Origin of the sequence: Micromonospora sp. NPDC047074 (assembly GCF_040643815.1) — a bacterium.
In the GTDB taxonomy this organism is placed as follows: Bacteria; Actinomycetota; Actinomycetes; order Mycobacteriales; family Micromonosporaceae; genus Micromonospora.
The window spans coordinates 1-21,090 of sequence record NZ_JBEYVB010000047.1; the positions used below are offsets into that span (position 1 = coordinate 1).

A 21,090-nucleotide genomic window follows, 5' to 3' on the forward strand; every position below is an offset into this window, starting at 1 on the left:
ACGGTCGAGGGTGCGAACATCAGTCTGCGGATCGAGTTACCGCCCAACGTCGATCAGGCGACCCCGCCCGGCCCGAACCGGCCCGGTACGCCACCCGGCGCCGCCCGGCCGGGGAGCGACGGGGACCGACCCGATCCGACCTCCGAGGCGGGCCACCGTTCCGGACCGCCGGGGATCGCCCGGGCGGCCGCCCCGGCACCCCGCCCCGGACCGGACGACCGCGCCGCCGGTCGTGCGGTCCCGCCACACCGTGAGCCCGGGCGGCCGGACCCGTCGGGCGTGTCGCCCGTACCGCCGCAAGGGGCCCCGGCCGAGCCGGTGGTGGCCCGGGCCGCCGCGGCGGTCGTACCCTCCGCCGATCCGCCGGCGGACGGACCGGCGCTGCGCCGCTCGGCGGAGTCGGAGTCGGAGTCGGACGACCACGCTGCCGGCCCGGGCGGACTGCGCGGCGCGCGGTCGGAACTGCGTCGCCAGATGCGCGAACGGCGGCGGCTGCGGATGGGCGTCCTCGCCCTGGTCAGCGTGCTGCTGCTCGGCGCGGTCCCGCTCTACTTCGGCATCCGTACGCTCAGCCGCGACCCGGTCTTCGACACCCTCGACGCGCTGGACGTGCCGGGCTGGGCGGCGGAGAAGACCGTCGACGACGTGAGCGGCAGCCGGTGGTGCCTGCTCGACTGCCGGCTACGCGAACGCACCGCCTCGTCGCAGCGGTCGCCGCAGGAGACGGCCGAGGCCTACGAGCGGGCGCTGACCGCCGACGGTTGGCGGCCGTGGCAGGTGACCCGCTGCCCCGAGCAACAGGCGAAGGGGAGCTACACCTGCTGGCGCCGGGACGAGCTGACCCTCGACCTCTGGGTGCGCGAACCGAGCTGCGTGCCGCCGCCGGTGGACGGGGCGCCGGCGATCGTCCCGTCGCCCGACCCCTCGACCGCTGCGGAGCAGTGCTCGGGCTCGTTGGTGTCGGTGAAGGTCCGCAACGCGATCGACGACGAGCGGACCCGCCCCCAGCCCAGCACCGACCCGTCGCTCACGGGCGAGGATCCCTTCCCGACGGTCAGCGAGGACCCGCTCCAGGAGCCGACACCCTCACCGTCCTGAGCCGGTTTCCATCACGGACGGTAGGGTCTGGGGCTGGCGGGTCCGCCGCCCCCGCAGGCCCCACCGGTCGCCGGGCGGCGGCGAGGGATTGACGGTCGCGCGTTCCGGGAACGTCGGGTTCCCGGAACTCTGCATGAGGAGGACAGGCGTGGGCTTTTTCGAGGTCGCGGCGCTGATCGCGGCGATCGCGTTCGCGATGCTGGTGCTGATCCTGACGCTGCCCATCCTGCGGCTGCGGCACACCGTGGACGCCACCACCCGGATGATCAACGACCTCAACGACCGGACCGCGCCGCTGCTCGGCGACGTGAACACCACGGTGAAGAACGTCAACACCGCGCTGGAGCAGGTGCAGACCTCCCTGGACGGCGTCAACCTCCAGCTCGCCAAGGTCGACACCATGACCAGCCACGCGCAGAACGTCACCGCCAACGTCGCCAACCTGGCGACTGTCGTCTCCGCCGCCGCCGCGAACCCGCTGGTGAAGGTGGCCGCCTTCGGCTACGGCGTCCGCAAGGCCGCCGCCGCGCGCCGGCACGCCGAGACGGAGCGCGAGGTGCGCGACACCATCAAGCAGCAGCGCCGCGCCGCCAAGCGCGGCAACCGCTGAGCCACCGGAGCAGGAGGGGCGTCGAAGATGAGGCGATTGTTCTGGCTCGGCATCGGGCTGGCCGTCGGCGTGGTGGTGGTCCGCAAGGCCACCCGGACCGCGCAGTCGTACACCCCGGCCGGGATCGCCAGCACGTTGACCGAATCCGCTGGCGGGCTGGCGGAGTCGCTGCGTAGCTTCGTGGAGGACGTCCGGATCGGGATGGCCGAGCGCGAGCAGGAGATTCACGAGGCGTTCGCCCAGGGCGAGGCGTTCGACGACCAGTTCGCCGAGCTGCGGGAGGACCCGCGCATCGGCGACCGAGAGATCTTTCCGGAGGAACACCAGCGATGAAGACGGCGGAGATCAAGCGGCGGTACCTCGCCCACTTCGAGGCGAACGGGCATACCGTGGTGCCGTCCGCTCCGCTGCCTGCCATCAGTGATCCGAACCTGTTGTTCGTGAACGCCGGCATGGTGCAGTTCGTTCCGTACTTCCTGGGACAGCAGGCTCCGCCCTACCGGCGGGCGGTGAGTGTGCAGAAGTGCATTCGTACGCCGGACATCGACGAGGTCGGCAAGACGAGCCGGCACGGCACGTTCTTCCAGATGAACGGCAACTTCTCGTTCGGTGACTACTTCAAGGACGGGGCGATCCCGCTCGCGTGGGACCTGGTCACCAAGTCGCAGGAGCAGGGCGGGTTCGGCCTCGACCCGGAGCGGATCTGGCCGACGGTCTACCTCGACGACGACGAGGCGTTCGGGATCTGGCGCTCGGTGGGTGTGCCGGCGGAGCGGATCGTGCGGCGGGGCAAGGCGGACAACTTCTGGTCGATGGGCATCCCCGGCCCGTGCGGGCCGTGCTCCGAGCTGTTCTACGACCGGGGCCCGGAGTACGGGCGTGAGGGCGGGCCGGCGGTCGACGAGGACCGCTACATGGAGTTCTGGAACCTCGTCTTCATGCAGTTCGAGCGGGGGCCGGGCACCAGCAAGGAGGACTACCCGATCCTGGGTGACCTGCCGGCGAAGAACATCGACACCGGCATGGGCCTGGAGCGGATGGCGTCGATCCTCCAGGGGGTCGACAACCTCTACGAGATCGACGAGGTCCGGCCGATCCTCGACAAGGCCGCCGAGCTGACCGGCAAGCGCTACGGCGCCCGATCGGGCCAGGTGGCCAGCGAGTCGCACCCGGACGACGTCCGGCTGCGGGTGATCGCCGACCACGTGCGTACGGCGCTGATGCTGATCGGTGACGGGGTGACCCCGAGCAACGAGGGCCGGGGCTACGTGCTGCGGCGGATCATGCGCCGGGCGATCCGGTCGGTGCGGCTGCTGGGCTGGCAGGAGCGGGCGCTGCCGGAGCTGTTGCCGGTGGCGCGCGACTGCATGGCGCCGTCGTACCCGGAGCTGGCGACCGACTTCGACCGGATCGCGGACTACGCGTACGCGGAGGAGGACGCGTTCCTGTCGACGTTGCGCGCGGGCACGACGATCCTCGACACGGCGATCACGGAGACCCGCACCGCGGGCAAGCAGGCGCTCTCCGGCGAGAAGGCGTTCCAGCTGCACGACACGTACGGCTTCCCGATCGACCTGACGTTGGAGATCGCGGCCGAGCAGGGCCTGACGGTCGACGCCGAGGGCTTCCGCCGGTTGATGGCCGACCAGCGGGCCCGGGCCAAGGCCGACGCCCAGGCCCGCAAGACCGGGCACACGGACGTGTCCGCCTACCGGGCGGTGCTCGACTCGGGCGGGCCGGTCACGTTCACCGGCTACGGCGAGGTGTCCCGGGAATCGACGGTGCGGGCGGTGCTCGGCGTCGACGGCGCCCGCCAGGCGGCGATCGAGGGCGACACGATCGAGCTGGTGCTCGACGCCACCCCGTTCTACGCCGAGGGCGGCGGGCAGCAGCCCGACCTCGGCATGATCACGGTGGCCGGCGGCCAGGTCGAGGTGCTCGACGTGCAGCAGCCGGTGCCCGGCCTGATCGTGCACCGGGCCCGGGTGGTCCGGGGCGAGGTGCGGGCCGGCGAGACCGGCTTCGCCGAGATCGACACCACCCGTCGGCGCGCCATCTCCCGGTCGCACACCGCGACCCACCTGGTGCACCAGACGATGCGCAACTTCCTCGGCGAGTCCGCCACCCAGGCCGGTTCGCTGAACGCGCCGGGCCGGCTGCGGTTCGACTTCAACACCCCGACGGGGGTCGCGCCGAGCGTGCTGCGCGACGTCGAGCAGCAGGTCAACGAGGTGCTCCTCGCCGACCTGGAGGTGCACGCGTTCGTCACCTCGCTGGAGGAGGCGCGGCGGATCGGCGCGATGGCGCTGTTCGGCGAGAAGTACGGCGAACAGGTGCGGGTCGTCGAGGTCGGCGACTACGCCCGGGAGCTGTGCGGCGGCACCCACGTCTCCCGCTCCGGCCAGCTCGGCCTCGTCAAGATCCTCAACGAGTCGTCGATCGGCTCCGGGGTGCGCCGGGTCGAGGCGCTGGTCGGCATGGACGCCTTCAACTTCCTGGCCCGGGAGCACCTGCTGGTCTCCCGGCTCGCCGAGCTGTACCGGGTGCCCAACGACCAGGTCGCCGACCGGGTCGAGCAGACCGTGACGCAGTTGCGCGACGCCGAGAAGGAGTTGGAGAAGCTCCGCGCCCAGTTGGTGCTCGGCGGCGCGGCGGCGCTCGCGGCGCAGGCCAAGGACGTGCGCGGCGTCGCGTACGTGGGCACCGAGGCGCCGGAGGGCGCGGCCGGCAACGACGTGCGGACCCTCGCGCAGGAGGTCCGCGGCAAGATCGACCCGGCCCGGCCGGCGGTCGTCGCGGTGGCGGCCCGGGCGGGCGGCAAGGCCTCGCTGGTCGTCGCGGTGAACCAGGCCGCCCGCAGCCGAGGCCTGGCCGCGTCGGACCTGGTCAAGGCGGCCTTCTCCGGGCGCGGCGGGGGCAGCCCCGACCTGGCCCAGGGCGGCGGCCTGCCGGCCGCCGAGGCGCCGAACCTGCTCCTCACGGTCGAGAAGGCGATCGCCGAGGCGTGAGGCGAGACCGTAGCGACCAGGGCGGGCCTGTGCGGTCCGCCCTGGTTCGCCGTTCAGGGGGAGTTGTCGCGCGTGAGTGAGTTGTCCCTGGGTGTCCGGCTCGGGGTCGACGTCGGGCAGGCCCGGGTGGGGGTGTCCCGCTCCGATCCGCACGGCGTGCTGGCCACCCCGCTGGTGACCCTCGCCCGCGACCTCGACGCGGCTCCGGACGCGGTACCGGCCGACATCGCCGCGCTCGCGGCGCTGGTGACCGAGCACGAGGCGGTGGAGGTCGTCGTGGGCCTTCCGGTCAATCTCGCCGGCAAGCACGGTCCCGCGGCCGTACACGTGAAGGCGTACGCTGGCCGACTGGCCGATGTAATAGCGCCCGTTCCGGTGGCGCTGACCGACGAGAGGATGTCCACGGTCGTGGCGTCTCGTAGGCTTGCCGAGCGTGGGATCCGGGGGAAACGGCAACGGGCGGTGGTCGACCAGGCCGCCGCGGTGGAGATTCTGCAGAGCTGGCTGGACGCGCAGCGGAGGCGGACGTAATGATCGACGATCTTGACCTCGGGTTCGACGAGCAGGACCGGGGGGAGAAGGGCAAGCACCGGCGCGGCGCCGTGCGCAAGCGCCAGGGGCGCTCGGGCGGCGGCGGGCGGGGCAAGACGTTCCTGGCCCTGCTGCTCGCGCTGGTCCTGCTGGGCGGGATCGGCGGCGGCGCCTTCTACGGCTTCGACCGGATCCAGGGCTACTTAGTCACCCCCGACTACGACGGCGCGGGCACCGGTGAGGTGACGGTCGAGATCAAGCAGGGCGCGCTCATCGCCGACATGGCCAACGCGCTGGTCACCGCCGGCGTGGTGAAGAGCGCCAAGGCGTTCATCGAGGCCGCCGAGGGGAACGCCCGCAGCAAGAACATCCAGCCGGGCACCTACAAGCTGCGCAAGCAGATGAGCGGCGAGAGCGCGGTCACCGCGATGCTCGACCTGAAGAACCGGATCGTCAACGGGGTCACCATCCCGGAGGGCCGGACGGCGAAGAACGTCTACAAGCTGCTCTCCGACAAGACCAAGATCCCGGTGAAGGACTTCGAGGCGGCGGCGAAGGACCCGATCGCGCGGGGCGTACCGGACTGGTGGTTCAAGCGCACCGACAACAAGAAGGTCAAGCCGTCGATCGAGGGCTTCCTCTACCCGGACACCTACGAGATCCCGCCGAAGGCGACCGCCGAGTCGATCATCGAGCTGATGGTCGAGAACTTCCTCAGCGTCACCCAGGAAATGCAGTTCGCCGACCGGGTGCAGAAGGAGCGCGGCGGCATCAGCCCGTACGAGGCGCTGATCGTGGCGTCGCTGGCCCAGGCCGAGGCGGGGAACCCCGACGACCTGGGCAAGGTCGCCCGGGTGGCGTACAACCGGGTGTTCGGCGACTTCAACTGCAACTGCCTGGAGATGGACGTCACGGTCAACTACTACCTGGAGTCGATCGGGAAGCCGACCAAGCGGTCCGCGGACATGACCACGGCCGAGCTGGACGACCCGAAGAACCCGTACAACCGTAAGCTGAAGGGACTTGTGCCCACCCCGATCAACAACCCGGGCAAGCTGGCCATGGAGGGCGCGATGGACCCGCCGCCCGGCAAGTGGCTCTTCTTCGTGGCGATCGACGACAAGGGTCACTCGGCCTTCGCCGAGACCTTCCCGGAACACGAGAAGAACATGGCCAAGGCCAAGGAGGCCGGGATCATCTGATGGCGGCCGTACGGCGGGCGGGGGTGCTCGGCAAGCCGATCGCGCACTCCCTGTCCCCGGTGATCCACCACGCCGGCTACGCGGCGGCGGGGCTGACCGGGTGGTCGTACACCCGGATCGAGTGCGCCGCCGCCGAGCTGCCGGACGTGGTCGCCGGCCTGGGCCCGGAGTGGGCCGGGCTGTCGGTGACCATGCCGGGCAAGGAGGCGGCGCTCGCGGTGGCCGCCGAGGTCTCGCCGCTCGCCGCGGCCGTCGGTGCCGCCAACACGCTTGTGCACCGGCCCGATGGCTCCTGGTACGCCGACAACACCGACGTGGTCGGCATGGTCGAGGTGCTCGGCGAGGCCGGCGTGCGGCCGGGCGCGGCGGTGACCGTGCTGGGCGCGGGCGGCACGGCGCGGGCGGCGGTGGCGGCGGCCGGCCAGCTCGGCGCCCGCGCGGTGACCGTGGTGGCCCGCCGGACGGTGGCGGCCGAGGAGATGCGCCCGGTGGCCCGCGCCGTCGACGTGCCGATGCGCGCGGCGGCCTGGGACGACGACGCGGCAACCCACCTCGGCGCCGACCTGGTGATCTCGACCGTCCCGAAGGGGGTCGCCGACCCGCTGGCCGTCGTGGCGCACTGGCGGCCCGGCACGGTGCTCTTCGACGCGCTCTACGACCCGTGGCCGACGCCGCTGGCGGCCTCTGCTCAGGCCGCCGGCTGCCGGATCGTCTCCGGGCTCGACCTGCTCCTGGCCCAGGCGGTGGGCCAGTTCGAGCACTTCACCGGCGTCACCGCGCCCCGGGCCGCGATGGCCGCCGCACTGGCGGCCGCCCGCGCCGCCTGAGATGCTCCCGGGGCAGCGGAGCGTCCCGTGTGGACGCCGGTGGCATCCTTAGCCGACGGTTAAGACGCGCTTACGTCCCGCTGTCGTCCCCACGTCACGCCGTGGCCGTGGTTACGCTGCTGTCCGTCACCGCCAGACACACAAGGAGTTCACCTTGGCCCGGCACGGACTGCACCGCATCCCCCGGCACCCCGGCCCACGGCGCAAGGCCGTCATCCTCGGGGTGGTCGGCAGCACGGTCGTCGCCGGCATCGTGGCCACCACGATGCCGCTGCTGGCCGCCGACGACGTGTCGGTCCGGGCGAGCGCGGACACCACCGCGACCATGGTGCCGCAGGACGGGGACAACGGCGCGAAGACGACGCTGGCGACCTGCCCGGCCCGCTGTGACGGCAACCCCCGGGGCAACCGGGAGGCGGTCGTCCAGTTCGCGGTGACCACGCTGCCGGCGTCGGCGGTCAACGTGCGGGCCACGCTGCGGGTGCACGCGTGGCAGGAGTTCCCGGCGACGGTGACCGCGCACGCGTCCCCGGTGGACGCCCGCGCGGCACGGCCGACGCCGGCGCTGCCGGGCGCCGCCCTGGACACGGTCTCCCCGGTCACGCGGGGCTTCAACGAGTGGGACGTCTCGGCCCTGGTGCGGGGCAACGGCACCTGGACGGTGTCGCTGGCGCAGACGGGCCTGGAGACCCGGATCTACTGGGCGTCGACGGAGAACCGCGACCCCGACCTGCGTCCCCGTCTGGAGATCAGCTACGAGGTCGCCACCCGGCCCACGCCGGTGGTAACCAGCGCCGCGCCGTCGCCGAGCCCGACGGTCGCGCCGAGCCCCGCGCCCCGGCCGACGCCGAGCGTCAGCCCCACCCGGCCCGCGCCGAGCCCGACGGCGAGCCCCGCGAGCGGGTCGGGCCGGTGCGGCGAGGTGTCGGACCTGCTGGTGCCCTCCTGCGGCGCCTGGTGGGGGATGTACTCCCCGGCCGGGCCGGGCGACGGGTGGGACCACGGCGCCGCCGTCGCGCGGGTGGAGGAGCAGGTCGGGCGGAAGTTCGACGTCGTGCACCGCTACCACGACTTCTCCAACTCCGGCAGCAACGGCGCCTTCCCGGACGCCTACCAGCGGCAGCAGATGCGCGAGGGGCGACTGATGTTCTTCGCCTGGGAGTCGCGGATCTTCTCCTCCGGCACGGTGCTGACCTGGCAGGACGTCTACAGCGGACGGTACGACGCCACCATCGACGCGGTCGCCGGCCGGATCCGGGACACCGGCGTACCGGTGTTCATGGGCTTCGACCACGAGCCGGAGGACGAGCCGGCCAAGGGCAGCGACGCCGACTTCGTCCGCGCCTGGCGGCACGTGCACGACCGGTTCGCGGCGGCGGGCGCCGACAACGCGGTCTGGGTCTGGACGATGATGGGCTGGTCCGGCCACTACGGCCGCTACGCCGGCCTCTACCCCGGCGACCGGTACGTCGACTGGGTGGGCTACGACCCGTACAACTTCCACGTCTGCAACGGCAGCACCGTGTGGAAGAGCCCGGCCACCACCGTCGGCGGCTTCTACCGGTGGCTGGACGAACACCGGATCGGCGCCGGCAAGCCGCGGATGCTCGCCGAGTTCGGCACCAACTTCGACGCCGTGGACCCGGACGCGAAACGGCGCTGGTTCGAGGAGTTCCCGGCGGCGCTGAAGGCACACCCGAAGATCAAGGCGGCGATCTACTTCAACTCCCCGGGGATGACCAGCCGGACGCGTACCTGCGACATGACCATGAACCACGACGCCTCGGCGGTGGCGGGGTTCGCCCGCGCGGGGCGCGACAGCTACCTGCGGCAGCCCACCGGGGGAGGCCGCTGACACCTCGGACGAGGGCGCGGCGGCGGGTCGCAGCGCGATTCGGGCGAGTCGGTCATCCGACCTCCTGCGTGCGCTGTCGTCTTGCTGATCCGGTGACCGCCCAATCGGTGGATATCGCCACCCAGGGTCGGCAAGGCACGCTACGCGGGTTCTCTCCCGACATGGAGGCGTAGCGTGCCCGAAATCCCGCTCTCTCGGCGATCCGCCGGATTCCGCACCCGGGCGGGGGTGGTCGCTCTGCTGACCGCCGCCGCCGTGCTGGCCGTCCCCACCGGGACCTCCGCCGCCGTGGTGCCGGCTCCCGAACCGGCGACCCTGGTCTCGGCGAACCCCGCCGACGCCACGCCCCACGCCAGGGACGGCGAGACCCGCGCCTTCGCGCAGGTCGGCTCCATGGTGTACGTCGGTGGCAGCTTCACCCAGATCCGGCAGACCGCCAGCGCGGCGTGGACGACCCAGCGCTACCTCTTCGCGTACGACCGGGTCACCGGGACGATCTCGACCAGCTTCCTGCCCGTGCTGGACGGCGCGGTCAACACGCTGGTCGCCGGGCCGGGCGGCACGGTGATCGTCGGCGGCGCCTTCAAGAACGTCAACGGCGTCGCCCGGCGGAACCTGGTGGCGCTCGACCCGGCCACGGGCGAGATCGTCGACAGCTGGGTCGGCCGCTCCGACGGCGGCACCGTCCGCGACCTGGCGCTGCACGGCAACTGGCTCTACGTGGCCGGCGCGTTCAACTGGCTCAACGGCACCGCGCACACCGGCCTCGGCCGGCTCAACGCCACCACCGGCGCGATCGACCCGACCTTCAACGTCAACGCGACCGTCGGGCGGCACAGCACCACGTCGTACGTGTGGACCATCGACGTCTCCCCGGCCGGCGACACCCTGGCCGTCGGCGGCAACTTCCTCTACGTCAACGACCTGCCGCGCAACCAGATGGCGCTTGTCGACCTCTCGGGCACCCCGACGGTGCGGGACTGGAGCACGGAGAAGTTCGTCCCGCCGTGCGCGTCCCCGGCGACCTTCGTGCACTACGTGCAGGACGTCAAGTTCGGCGCCGACGGCAGTTGGTTCGTCGTCGGCACCAACGGCGGCTCGGGCTGGCCGGCCGCCTACTGCGACGCGCTGGTGCGGTTCGAGACCGCCGCACAGGGCGCCGGTCAGCTCGGCACCTGGGTCGACTACACCGGCAACGACACCATCACCTCGGTCGAGGTCGCGGACAACGTCATCTACCTCGGCGGGCACTTCCGCTGGCTGAACAACCCGAACGCCAGCGACACCGCGGGCAACGGCGCGATCGACCGCCTCGGCATCGCCGCGGTCACCCCGGCCACCGGCCTGCCGGTCAACTGGAACCCCCGCCGCAGCGGCAGCGCGTCGATGCCGGCCGGCACCAGCAACTGGGGCTCCTCGGTGCCGGTGCTCTGGCGCGGCAGCGACGGCCTCTACTTCGGCCACAACTCCGACGGCATGGGCAACGAGTACCACGGCCGGCTCGGCATGTTCCCGCTGACCGGCGGGCGCACCATCACCCCGAAGAACGCGCCGACCGCGACCAGCGGCAACCTCTACGTCGGCACCGGGGCCGGCGAGGTGGCCAAGGTGCCGTTCGACGGCACCAGCCTCGGCACCCCGACCACGGTCAGCCAGCCCAACTACACCGGGGCCGGCGCGACCTGGCGGGTGGCCGACCGGATCTACTGGTCGCACACCGTCGCCGGCACCCCGACCGGCAGCCGGATCGACATCTCGCTGTTCAACGGCGGCGCGATCGGCGCGCCGTGGGAGGCGTCCGGCTACAACGACTGGTTCAACGCGGCGGCGATGACCGGCGCGTTCTACCTCGACGGCCGCCTCTACTACACCCGGACCGGCGCCAACGCCCTCTACTACCGCTACTTCGAGATCGACGGCAACTACCTCGGCGCCACCGAGTTCACCCTGCCCACCACCGGGGTCACCTGGTCCGCCGTGCGGGGCATGGCGTGGGTCGGCGGCCGGATCGTGTACGGTGCCACCGACGGGACGCTGCGCAGCGCGCCGTTCGACCCGACGACCGCCCCGGCGGTCAACGGGGCGGCGGCGACGGTGGTCCCGGCGGCGGCCGGCGTGACGTGGTCCACGCCATCGACCTTCTTCTCCGTACAGTGACGGTGCACCGATCGTGACGGAGCATCGGTAGATTGTTCATGTTGGGCCGGCGATGGATCAACTGTCGCCGGCCCGCACGACTTGGGGAGGGTCGTTGGTCGGCGCGGGTGGCAACCGCCGAGGGCTCGCGGTGCGGGCCGTCTTCGCGGTCAAGCGCGGCTGGTACACGCTGCGTTATCCCCGGCTGACACTGGGCCGGGGCGTGGAGATCCGCGGCCGGATCCGGCTGCGTCGGGGCGTCCGGGTGAGCATCGGTGACCGCACCCGGATCAACAAGCTGGTCCGCTTCGCCGGTCCCGGCGAGGTGCGGGTCGGCGCGGACTGCCTGCTGAACGCCACCTGGATCGGCACCTGGACGTCGGTCACGATCGGCGACCGGTGCCTGCTCTCCGACTGCGAAGTGCTGGACAACGACTTCCACAACCTGCCGCCCGACCAGCGGCACGACCCGCCCGTCCCGGCCACCCGCGCCCCGATCACGATCGAGGAGAACGTGTGGATCGGGGCGCACGCCCTGGTGATGAAGGGCGTGCGGATCGGCCGGGACAGCGTCGTCGGCGCCGCCACGGTCGTCCGTACGGACGTGCCGCCGCGGGTCGTGGTCGCTGGAAATCCACAACAGACGGTGAAGAAGTTCCATGACTGACACGACTCCCGGCTCCTGGCCCACCGACGCGCCCGGTGGCCCCCCGAGCCGCACCGTCACGCTTACCGACCTGCTGCGCGTCCCGCTGCACCGGATCCGGCTGGTCGCCGGCACCGCCGCGGTCGGGCTGGTCGCGGCGGTGGGCTACGTGCTCCTCGTCCCCACCGCCGTGAGCGCGAGCGCGGTCGTGGCCGTCCGCCCCGTCGTCACCGACGCGTTCACCCCCAGCGGGGCCAACGCCGACCGGGCGGTCAACATGAACGTGGAGAGCGGCATCGCCACCGGCACCGACGTGGTGCAGCGGCTGGCCGACTCGGGCGGGCTCGACCCGCGCGCGGTGCGCGACGCCCTGGAGGTGGAGGTGCCCACCGGCGGGCAGATCCTCCGCTTCGTCTACCAGGCCCCCACCGCCGAGCAGGCGGTCGACGGCGTCAACCTCGCCGCCCAGGCCTACATCGACGTGCGCCGGGCGATGTACGAGAAGCAGCGGGCGGAGATGCTGCGCTCGTACGACGAGAGCATCGCCAAGGTCGCCATCCAGCAGGCCGCACTCCAGAAGCGGGTCAACAACGCCCGGGAGGGCGCCGTCGACGCCGCGGTGACCGAGCTCGCGGGAATCAACAACCAGCTCACCCAGCTCAACGCCGCGCGTACCGAGATCGCGGCGGTCGACGTCAACCCCGGCTGGGTCACCCAGACCGCCGAGCGGGCCCTGGCCTCCTCCGCCGGCAACGGCCCGCTCATCGTGCTCGCCGGCCTGCTCGGCGGGACGCTGCTCGGCGTGGTGCTGGCGTACGCCTGGGAGTCGGTCGACCGGCGGATCCGGTCCGTCGACGACGGCCGGGACGCCACGGGGATGCCGCTGCTGGGCACGGTCCGCAGCCGCCGGTGGCGCGGCCGCAAGGAAGCGGTCGACGCGGACATCCGGTACGTGGCGATGGCCATCGCCGAGCGGGTGCGCCAGCCGGCCCGGGTGTCGCTGCTGACCGCCCGCGAAGAGGATCCGACGGCCATCACCGCCGGGCTGGCGGTGGCCCTGGCGGCCGTCGGCCGGGAGGTCTTCGTCGCCGACGACAGCGGCCGTGCCGAGCGGCTGCGCGGCAACGTGCTCGCCGACCGGGAACGGCTGCCCGCGGCGGCCGACCCGTCCCGCCCGGCCGTCCCGAAGCCCCGGCCGGCCGGCTCGACGACGGACGCCGCCGGCACCCCGGAGCCGGCGGCAGCCCGCCGCCCGTCGCCGCACCCGATCGGCGCCCGCCCCTCCACCGACCCCGACGCGACCGTGACCCTGCCCCGGGTCTCCTCCGGCGCGGCCGCCGGCAACGGCCGGGTGACCGCCACCGACCCGGTGACCGTGGGCGCGGGCAGCGTCCGCTTCGGCACCTGGCGGCAGGGCGCCGACCACGGCCTGGTGCTGTTCAACGCCCCGCCAGCCGAGTCCGACGAGCGCGGTGTCGCCGTCGCCCGGCAGGGCACCGCGGTCGTGGTGGTCGAGCAGGACCGCACCCGGCAGGGCGACCTGCGCCGGCTCGTGGAGCGGCTGCGCGCCGCCGGGGTCACCCCGATCGGATTCGTGCTGACCCGCAGCGGCCGAGGCTGACCGTGCCGGTCACCCGCGCGCCGGCCACGAGCGAGCCGGCCGGCGGCCCGGACGGCGCCCCCGCGGCCCTGCCGCAGCCGCCGTCCCCGCCCCGGCTGCCGCTCTGGCCGCTGGCGTTGATGTTCGGTCTGGTGCCGGTGTGGTGGCTGGCCGGCGCGTTCTACCTCGGGTGGCCCCTGCTCGGGGCGCTGCTGTTCGCGCTGCTCGTCATCCGGGGGCGGGTGCCGCTGCCCCCGGCCGCCGGGATCTGGCTGCTCTTCCTGGCCGTCGTGGTGCTCAGCGCCACCCAGCTCCAGACGCCGGCCTCGATGCTGACGTTCGCCCTGCGGTTCGCCTTCTACCTCACCGCGCTGGTGGTCGGCGTCTACGTCTACGCGGTCGCCCGGGAGCGCCCCGACCAGGCCGCGGTGCTCGTCCCGCTCTGCGCCTTCTGGTTCGCCCTGGTCGCGTTGGGCTGGCTGAGCGTGCTCGCGCCCCGGTTCGCGCTGACCACCCCGATGGAGGTGCTGCTGCCGGGCGGGGTGGCCCGCACCCCGTTCATCCACGACATGGTCCACCTGACCACCGCGGAGTACAGCGCCCGGTCGCTGAACCCGATCTACCGGCCGGCGGCGCCGTTCGCGTACACCAACAACTACGGCAGCGCGTACGCGATGACCCTGCCCTGCGTGGTGGCCTTCACCATGCTGCGCCGGCGCGGCGTGCTGCGCTGGGCGCTGCTGGCCTCGCTGCCGCTGTCGCTGGCCCCGGCCTTCCTCACGCTCAACCGGGCGATGTTCCTCAGCCTCGGCGCCGGGCTGGCCGTGCTCGGCGTCCGGGCCGCCCTGCGCGGCAACGTCCGGGTGGCGGCGTCGATCGTCGGCGTGGTGGTCATCGGCGGCCTCACCACCCTGTTCATCCCCGTCGCCGAGCTCATCGGCAACCGGGTCGAATCCAGCGACACCAACACCGACCGGCTCTCCCTCTACCTGGAGGTGATCCGCCGGGTGCGGGAGTCGCCGTGGCTCGGCTACGGCGCGCCGGTGAACGTCGACACGGTCAGCGCCCAGGCCCCGATCGGCACCCAGGGGCAGCTGTGGATGGTGCTGTTCAGCCACGGCGTACCCGCGCTGTTGTGCTTCCTCGCCTGGTTCGTGGTCGCCGCGCTGATCTGCGCCCGGGCGACGTCGGCCGCCGGGCAGTGGCTGGCCGTGGTGCCGGTCGTCTGCCTGGTGCAGATCCCCTTCTACGGCATGGCCAACCAGAACCTCGCGGTCGCCTTCTTCGCGGTCGCCTTCGCGATGGCGCTCACCGAGCGGGAGGCGGCGGCCCAGCGGTACCGCCGCCTCCTCCCGCGCACCGCGGTGGTGCCCGCATGACCGCCGCCACGAGCCCGCCGCCGGGGCCGACCCCGGCCTCCCCGCCGACCGGGCCGGCGGCCACGGCCGCGCCGACGACCGGGCCGGCGACTGGCGGCTCGCCGGGAGCCGACCGGCCGGCCGACGACACGGAGACCCGGCGCAGCGTGCGCAGCGGTGTCGCCGGGCTGATCGGGGCGGCCACCAGCGGGCTCTTCGGCTTCCTGCTCGCGGTCGTGATCACCCGTGGCTACGGCACGGTCGGCTCCGGCGCCTTCTTCGCTGCGATCGGGGTGGTGACCGTCGCCACCGCCGTGTGCACCCTCGGCGCGGAGACCGGGCTCATGTGGGCGCTGCCCCGCCGGCGCCTCGGCGCCCGGGGAGACGCCGCCCGGGTGCTTCCGGTGGCGCTGGCCCCGCCGCTGCTGGTGGCGGTCGCCGTCGCCGTGGGCGGGGCGCTCGCCGCCGACGCGCTCGCACCGCGCCTGCTCGGCGGCGCCGGCGTCGACGGCACGGCCCTGCTGGCGGTCAGCTTCGCCGCGGTGCCGGTGGTGGTGGCGATGACCCTGCTGCTCGCCGCGCTGCGCTGCGTACGCCCCATCCGGGCGTACGTCGGGGTGCAGTTCTTCCTGCTCCCGGTCGCGCGGCCGGTGCTGGTCGGCGCGGCGGCCCTGGCCGGCGGCGGCCTGCTGGCCGGCATGACCGGCTGGCTGGTGCCGGCGGCGCTCGCCCTGCTGGCCTGCCTGACGCTGGTCGCCGGCCCGCTCGGGGTCGGTCGGGGCGCGGCGCTGCGGCCCGGGCGGGGCGACTGGTCGGCGTTCTGGCGCTTCGCGCTGCCCAGGGCCGCGTCGGCGGCGATCGACGCCGGCAACATGTGGGTGGGGGTGCTGCTCACGTCGGTGCTCGCCGGGCCCGCCGACGCGGGGGTGTTCGGCGCCGTCGGCCGCTACATCCTCGCCGGCCAACTGGCCATGCAGGGGCTCCGGGTGGCGGTGTCGCCGCAGCTGTCCCGGCTGCTCGGGCGGGGGGAGCGGGCCGCCGCGGCAGCCGTGCACCGGCAGTTGACCACGTGGGGGCTGGTGCTGTCCTGGCCGGTCTACCTGCTGCTCGCCGTCTTCGGGCTGGCCTTCCTCCAGCTCTTCGGGCCCGAGTTCACCGCCGGCGCTCCCGCGATGACGGTGCTCGCGCTGGCCATGCTGGTCAACACCGGGGTCGGCAACGTGCAGAGCATGCTGTTGATGGGCGGGCGCAGCGGGCTGCACCTGGCGGCCACGCTGGCCGGGCTGCTGGTCACCGTCTCCCTCGGTCTGTGGCTGATCCCGGGGCACGGCGCCACCGGGGCGGCGGTGGCCTGGGCGGTCGGCATCGCCACCGAGAACCTGACCGCGGTCGCCTGCGCCCGGGTCGTGGTCGGCCAGCCGCTGGTCGACGCGGCGATGCTGCGCGCCGCGGCGGCCACCGTCGTCGGGGTCGGCGCCGCGGCGGCGGTCGGCGTGCTGGCCGGCGGCCGGGGGATCGGTGGCCTCGTGGTGGCCGTGGGCGTGCTGGCCGCCGGCTGCGTCGGCTTGTTGACGTTGCCCCGGGTGCGGCGCCGCATCCGGGTGACCATGGTGCAGGTCCGGGGCGGGCAGGGGGCGGCCCCGGCGGCCGCCGGGCCCGTCCCGGAGGAACCGAAGGGCAGGTGAGGTCCGCAGTGTCGTCCATCCGTGACCGGGTGAAGCAGCTCGTCCCGACCCAGGTGACAGACCGGGTGAAGGAGTCCCTGGTCGAGTACGGGGTGCGCACCAGCGACCGGCGACCGCTGCCGGACTTCCTCATCATCGGCACCAAGCGGGGCGGCACCACCTCGCTGTGGAACTACCTCATCCAGCACCCGCTCGTGCCCCGGCTCTTTCCGGCCTGGAACACCAAGTCCTCGCACTACTTCGAGGAGCACTGGCGCCGCGGCGAGGCCTGGTACCGGTCGCACTTCCCGACGCACCGCCAGCGGGAGGCGCTGGAGAAGCGGCACGGCGGGCCGGTACGCGTCGGCGAGGCGGCACCGCTCTACATGTTCCACCCCCTCGCGGCGCAGCGGGTCGCCGCGCTGATGCCCTCGGTGCGGCTGATCGTGCTGCTGCGCGATCCGGTCGAGCGGGCGTACTCGCACTGGAAGGAGCGGCGGACGCACGGCATCGAGCCGCTCGACTTCGCCGCCGCGCTGGCCGCCGAGGACGAACGGACGGCGGGGGAGCGGGACCGGCTGATCGCCGAGCCGGAGCACTTCAGCGAGCCGTACGACTGGTACACGTACCGGGCCCGGGGCCGCTACCTGGAGCACCTCCAGCCGTGGCTGGAGCGGTTCGACCGCCGGCAGATCCTCTTCCTGCCCAGCGAGGACCTCTACCGCGACGCCCGGTCCACCTACCGCCGGACGCTGGACTTCCTCGGCCTGCCCCCGCACGAGCTGCCCGACTTCAAGGTCTACAACGACCGCCGTTCGGCCCCGCTGGAGCCGGCGGTGCGCGCCGAGCTGACCGCGTACTACCGCCCGTACAACGACGCGTTGCGGCAGCGGCTGGGGCTGGACCTCGACTGGCCGGACCGGGCCGCGTGACGACGCCGGCAACCGTTCCCGCCGACCCCCGGTCCCGGGACGACGGGCTCGGCTGGGTCACCCGGGCGGTGTTCGGCGACGAGCGGATCGCGTTGACGGTGGGCGCTCCGCCGCCGCCCGGCCACCGCGCCGTCGCCCGGTACGCGGTCGTCCCGTCGCTGGCCCGGGCCAGGTTCCTGCTCCCGCTCGGCGCGCCCCGGGCCACGGCCGCCTCGCTGCTGTCGTACAACGCGCTGCGGCCGCCGAAGGTGCGGGCGGTGCGGGCGGCGCTCGGCGCGCTGGCCCGGGTCGGGGCGGTCGACCTGGCCCCGTTCCCCCGGCTCACCGTGGCGCTGCCCGAGGGGGTCGCGGCCGGTGAGGTGCTGCTGGCCGGTCGGCTGGGCGCCACCCTCGGCGCGGCGTCGGTGTACGCGGCCTGCGGGGTCCGCCCGCCCGATCCGAACCACAAGCCGACCCTGCAACTGTTCGCCCCGGACGGCCGGGCCCTCGGTTACGCGAAGATCGGCTGGAACGGGGCGACCCGGGCGCTGGTGACCGCCGAGGCGGCGGCCCTGCGCGAGCTGCCCAGGGCGACCGGCGCGCCCCACCACCCGGCGGCGCCCCGGCTGCTCGCCGAGGAGGCCGACGCGGGGCAGGTGGTCGCGCTCGTCGAGCCGCTGCCGCCGGCGGTGCGCGGGGTGTCCGCCGGCGAACCGCCGCGGGTCGACGCGCTGCTCGCGGTGGCCCGCCGGGGCCGCCCACCGGCACCGCCGCGCCCGCTGGCCGGGTCGACGTTCGCGGCGCGGCTCGCCGCCGAGGCCGGCCGCGCCGCCGCCGGTACGCCGGACGGGGCCCGGGCCGTCGCCGCCGTGGCCGCGTTGACGGCCGGGCACGGCGACACGACTGTCGAGTTCGGGCACTGGCACGGCGACTGGGTGCCCTGGAACCTCGGCGTGCACGCCGGCCGCCTGGTCGCCTGGGACTGGGAGCACAGCGGGCCGGACGTGCCGCTCGGCTTCGACCTGGCGCACGACGCGTTCCAGCGGGCCCTGGTGCTGCGGGGCGAGCCGGCCGCCGCGGCGGCGCGAGCCGTCGACGCCCACCTCGACCGGTACGGCGCGGGGCTGGGTCTCGGCCCGGCGGCCCGGCGGCTGGTGGCCGACGCCTACCTGCTGGAGATGTGGCTGCGCACCTGGCGGCTCGCCGACGCCGGTGCGGGGTGGAACGCCGCGCTGCATCCCGCCCTGCTGGACGTCATCGAGAAACGACATAGCGGCTGATCCGCCCGAAACGCCGAGGCGCACGGTCCGCCGTCGGCTCCGGACGGTGACGACGAAACTCCAGGTCGTGACGATCGTCGATGTCGGCGATCGGCCCGACGTGCCCGATCCGCCACCCGCGGAGATCGACTTGTCGACCGGTCACCCTATTCACCGGCCGGTTGACCTGTGATCTGCTGTCGCGTGGCGGCCACCGAAAGTCCAAGCGAACTTGTGGGGAGTCGCGTGGAAACGACAACCGAGGAAGCCGGCGAGCCCGGCGTCCTGCTCCTGGTGGGCTCCAGCGGCGGCCACCTGGCCCAGCTGCTCGCCCTGCGCCCGTGGTACGAACGCTGGCGGCGGTGCTGGGTCACCTTTGACACACCCGAGGCGGTATCGCTGCTCGCCGGCGAGGAACTCGTCCCGGCGCACCACCCGACCACCCGCAACGTGCCGAACCTGCTGCGCAACGCCGTCCTCGCCTGGCGGGTGCTGCGGTCGCGCCGGGTCGCCGCCGTGGTGACCACCGGCGCGGGGGTCGCCGTCCCGTTCGTGGTGCTGGCCCGGCTCCGGCGCATCCCGACCGTCTACATCGAGGTGTACGACCGCATCGACACCCCGACCCTGACCGCCCGGCTCTGCCGGCCGTTCCTCTCCGTGATGCTCGTGCAGTGGGACGAGCAGCGCCGGCAGTACCCGGAGGCCACCGTCGTGGGGACCCTGTTGTGAGCGTCGAGAACACCGGAACCGCCCCCGCGCACCGGGTCGCCCCCGGTCGCCCCCGGGCCGCGCAGGGCACCCGGGTGCCCCGGCCCCGCCCCGGCGACACCGGCGTGGCCCGGCTGCTGGTCGCCGTCGGCACCGACAAGCACCCGTTCGACCGGCTGGTCGGCTGGCTGGAGGAGTGGCACCGCACCGTCGCCGACGACGTCGGGCCGACCGTCCAGCACGGGCACACCCGGGCACCCCGGATGCCCGGGGCGGTGGCCTTCCTCGGCCACGACGAACTCCAGACCGCGATGGCCGAGGCCGACCTGGTGGTCTGCCACGGCGGGCCGGCCACCATCCTGGAGGCCCGCCGGCACGGTCACCTGCCGATCGTCGTTCCCCGCGATCCGACCCGGGGTGAGCACGTCGACGACCACCAACTGCTCTTCGCCCGCCGCCTCGGCACGGCCGGCATGGTGGCGCTGGCCGAGACCCGGGAGGCGCTGTTCGAGGCGCTCACCGCCGGCGTCGCCGACCCGTCCCGGTTCGCCGTCGCGGCCGACCCGGACGCGTCCGAGACACGCCGGGCGGCGGTCGAGCGGGTGGGGCGGATCGTGGAGGAACTGGTGGCCGCGTCGGCCGGACGGCGGCGCGCGAGGTGGCGGCCGTGGGCGCGGCCGGGCCGGAACGGAGAGCGGCGATGAGCGAACACCCGACCGTCAGCGTGGTGGTGCCCACCCGGGACCGCCCGGAGCTGCTCCGGGCCGCCGTGCGCGCGATCCTCGACCAGGACCACCCCGGCCCGGTCGAGGTGGTGGTGGTGTACGACCAGTCCGAACCGGACGCCTCGCTGGCCGAGCTGTCCCGCCCCGACCGGCTGGTCCGGGTGATCCGCAACGAGCGCGCACCCGGCCTGGCCGGCGCCCGCAACTCCGGCGTACTGGCCGCCACCGGCGAACTCGTCGCGTTCTGCGACGACGACGACGAGTGGCTGCCCGGCAAGCTGCGGGCCCAGGTCGAGGCGCTCGCCGCCCACCCGGAGGCGGAGTTCGTCAGCTGCGGCATCCGGGTCAGCTACGACGGGCACACCGTCGACCGGGTGCTGCCGAAGGATTCGGTCACCCTGGCCGACCTGCTGCGGGACCGGATGACGGAGCTGCACCCGTCCACCTTCCTGATCCGCGCCGCCGCGCTGCGCGACGGGTTCGGGCTGGTCGACGAGGAGATCCCGGGCAGCTACGCGGAGGACTACGAGTTCCTGCTCCGGGCCGCCCGCAGCGCGCCGTTGGTCAACCTGCGTACGCCGTACGTGCTGGTGCGCTGGCACAAGCGGTCCTACTTCGCGCAGCGCTGGGACACCATCTCCGAGGCGTTGCAGTGGCTGCTGAAGCGCTACCCCGAGTTCGGCACCCAGCCGTCCGGCGAGGCGCGGGTCACCGGGCAGATCGCCTTCGCCCGCGCCGCCTCCGGCGACCGGCGGGGCGCGATGCGCTGGGCCCGGCGCACCATCCGGCGCAACCCGCGTGAGCCACGTGCCTATCTGGCCCTCGCCGTGGCCGGGCGGGTGGTCCGCGCCGACGCGGTGCTGCGCACCCTGCACAAGCGGGGCCGGGGCATCTGAGCCCCGCATCGCGTCCGCAGGGCGGGACGCGGCGGGCACCGTACGGCGGCAGCCAC

Annotated in this window: 18 protein-coding genes; all 18 read left to right on the forward strand. The window is 73.8% G+C overall.

What is annotated here, in order from left to right:
• Window positions 1–474: 474 nt before the first annotated feature.
• A complete protein-coding gene (locus ABZ809_RS30895; RefSeq protein WP_357566198.1) occupies window positions 475–1,098 on the forward strand; it encodes a hypothetical protein in 624 nt (207 codons plus the stop codon).
• A gap of 148 nt (window positions 1,099–1,246) precedes the next feature.
• Complete coding sequence (locus tag ABZ809_RS30900; protein ID WP_357566163.1) at window positions 1,247–1,708, forward strand: DUF948 domain-containing protein; 462 nt, start codon at window positions 1,247–1,249, stop codon at window positions 1,706–1,708.
• Between the two features lie 27 nt (window positions 1,709–1,735).
• Window positions 1,736–2,041 (forward strand): hypothetical protein, encoded by a 306-nt coding sequence (locus ABZ809_RS30905; RefSeq protein ID WP_357566164.1) that lies wholly within the window; start codon window positions 1,736–1,738, stop codon window positions 2,039–2,041.
• Window positions 2,038–4,716 carry an alanine--tRNA ligase gene (alaS, locus tag ABZ809_RS30910; RefSeq protein WP_357566165.1) on the forward strand — a complete coding sequence of 893 codons (2,679 nt, stop codon included), beginning with the start codon at window positions 2,038–2,040 and terminating at the stop codon, window positions 4,714–4,716. The genes ABZ809_RS30905 and alaS overlap by 4 nt, the downstream gene beginning before the upstream one ends.
• 72 nt (window positions 4,717–4,788) lie before the next feature.
• The gene (ruvX, locus tag ABZ809_RS30915; protein WP_357566166.1) at window positions 4,789–5,247 is read left to right on the forward strand and encodes a Holliday junction resolvase RuvX; all 459 of its coding nucleotides are present in this window, start codon (window positions 4,789–4,791) and stop codon (window positions 5,245–5,247) included.
• Window positions 5,247–6,449, forward strand: coding sequence for an endolytic transglycosylase MltG (gene mltG / locus ABZ809_RS30920; protein ID WP_357566167.1), 1,203 nt, complete (start codon window positions 5,247–5,249; stop codon window positions 6,447–6,449). Before ruvX ends, mltG begins: the two co-directional genes overlap by 1 nt.
• Window positions 6,449–7,276 (forward strand): shikimate dehydrogenase, encoded by an 828-nt coding sequence (locus ABZ809_RS30925; RefSeq protein WP_357566168.1) that lies wholly within the window; start codon window positions 6,449–6,451, stop codon window positions 7,274–7,276. Before mltG ends, ABZ809_RS30925 begins: the two co-directional genes overlap by 1 nt.
• A gap of 154 nt (window positions 7,277–7,430) precedes the next feature.
• On the forward strand, window positions 7,431–9,131 hold the full coding sequence (locus ABZ809_RS30930) for a glycosyl hydrolase (RefSeq protein WP_357566169.1): 1,701 nt from the start codon (window positions 7,431–7,433) through the stop codon (window positions 9,129–9,131).
• Window positions 9,132–9,359: 228 nt separating this feature from the next.
• The gene (locus ABZ809_RS30935) at window positions 9,360–11,288 is read left to right on the forward strand and encodes a hypothetical protein (RefSeq protein ID WP_357566199.1); all 1,929 of its coding nucleotides are present in this window, start codon (window positions 9,360–9,362) and stop codon (window positions 11,286–11,288) included.
• Between the two features lie 94 nt (window positions 11,289–11,382).
• Entirely contained in the window at window positions 11,383–11,934 is a 552-nt protein-coding gene (locus tag ABZ809_RS30940) for an acyltransferase (protein ID WP_357566170.1), read from the forward strand.
• Window positions 11,927–13,534 (forward strand): lipopolysaccharide biosynthesis protein, encoded by a 1,608-nt coding sequence (locus ABZ809_RS30945; protein ID WP_357566171.1) that lies wholly within the window; start codon window positions 11,927–11,929, stop codon window positions 13,532–13,534. The genes ABZ809_RS30940 and ABZ809_RS30945 overlap by 8 nt, the downstream gene beginning before the upstream one ends.
• A 2-nt stretch (window positions 13,535–13,536) precedes the next feature.
• Window positions 13,537–14,892 (forward strand): O-antigen ligase family protein, encoded by a 1,356-nt coding sequence (locus ABZ809_RS30950; RefSeq protein ID WP_357566172.1) that lies wholly within the window; start codon window positions 13,537–13,539, stop codon window positions 14,890–14,892.
• Window positions 14,889–16,556, forward strand: coding sequence for a lipopolysaccharide biosynthesis protein (locus ABZ809_RS30955; RefSeq protein WP_357566173.1), 1,668 nt, complete (start codon window positions 14,889–14,891; stop codon window positions 16,554–16,556). The genes ABZ809_RS30950 and ABZ809_RS30955 overlap by 4 nt, the downstream gene beginning before the upstream one ends.
• Before the next feature lie 8 nt (window positions 16,557–16,564).
• Entirely contained in the window at window positions 16,565–17,467 is a 903-nt protein-coding gene (locus ABZ809_RS30960) for a sulfotransferase domain-containing protein (RefSeq protein WP_357566174.1), read from the forward strand.
• Window positions 17,464–18,726 carry a hypothetical protein gene (locus ABZ809_RS30965; protein WP_357566175.1) on the forward strand — a complete coding sequence of 421 codons (1,263 nt, stop codon included), beginning with the start codon at window positions 17,464–17,466 and terminating at the stop codon, window positions 18,724–18,726. Before ABZ809_RS30960 ends, ABZ809_RS30965 begins: the two co-directional genes overlap by 4 nt.
• A 225-nt stretch (window positions 18,727–18,951) precedes the next feature.
• Window positions 18,952–19,434 (forward strand): UDP-N-acetylglucosamine--LPS N-acetylglucosamine transferase, encoded by a 483-nt coding sequence (locus tag ABZ809_RS30970; RefSeq protein ID WP_357566176.1) that lies wholly within the window; start codon window positions 18,952–18,954, stop codon window positions 19,432–19,434.
• A gap of 74 nt (window positions 19,435–19,508) precedes the next feature.
• Window positions 19,509–20,117 carry a glycosyltransferase gene (locus tag ABZ809_RS30975; protein WP_357566200.1) on the forward strand — a complete coding sequence of 203 codons (609 nt, stop codon included), beginning with the start codon at window positions 19,509–19,511 and terminating at the stop codon, window positions 20,115–20,117.
• On the forward strand, window positions 20,114–21,034 hold the full coding sequence (locus ABZ809_RS30980) for a glycosyltransferase family 2 protein (RefSeq protein ID WP_357566177.1): 921 nt from the start codon (window positions 20,114–20,116) through the stop codon (window positions 21,032–21,034). Before ABZ809_RS30975 ends, ABZ809_RS30980 begins: the two co-directional genes overlap by 4 nt.
• The last annotated feature ends 56 nt before the right edge of the window (window positions 21,035–21,090 follow it).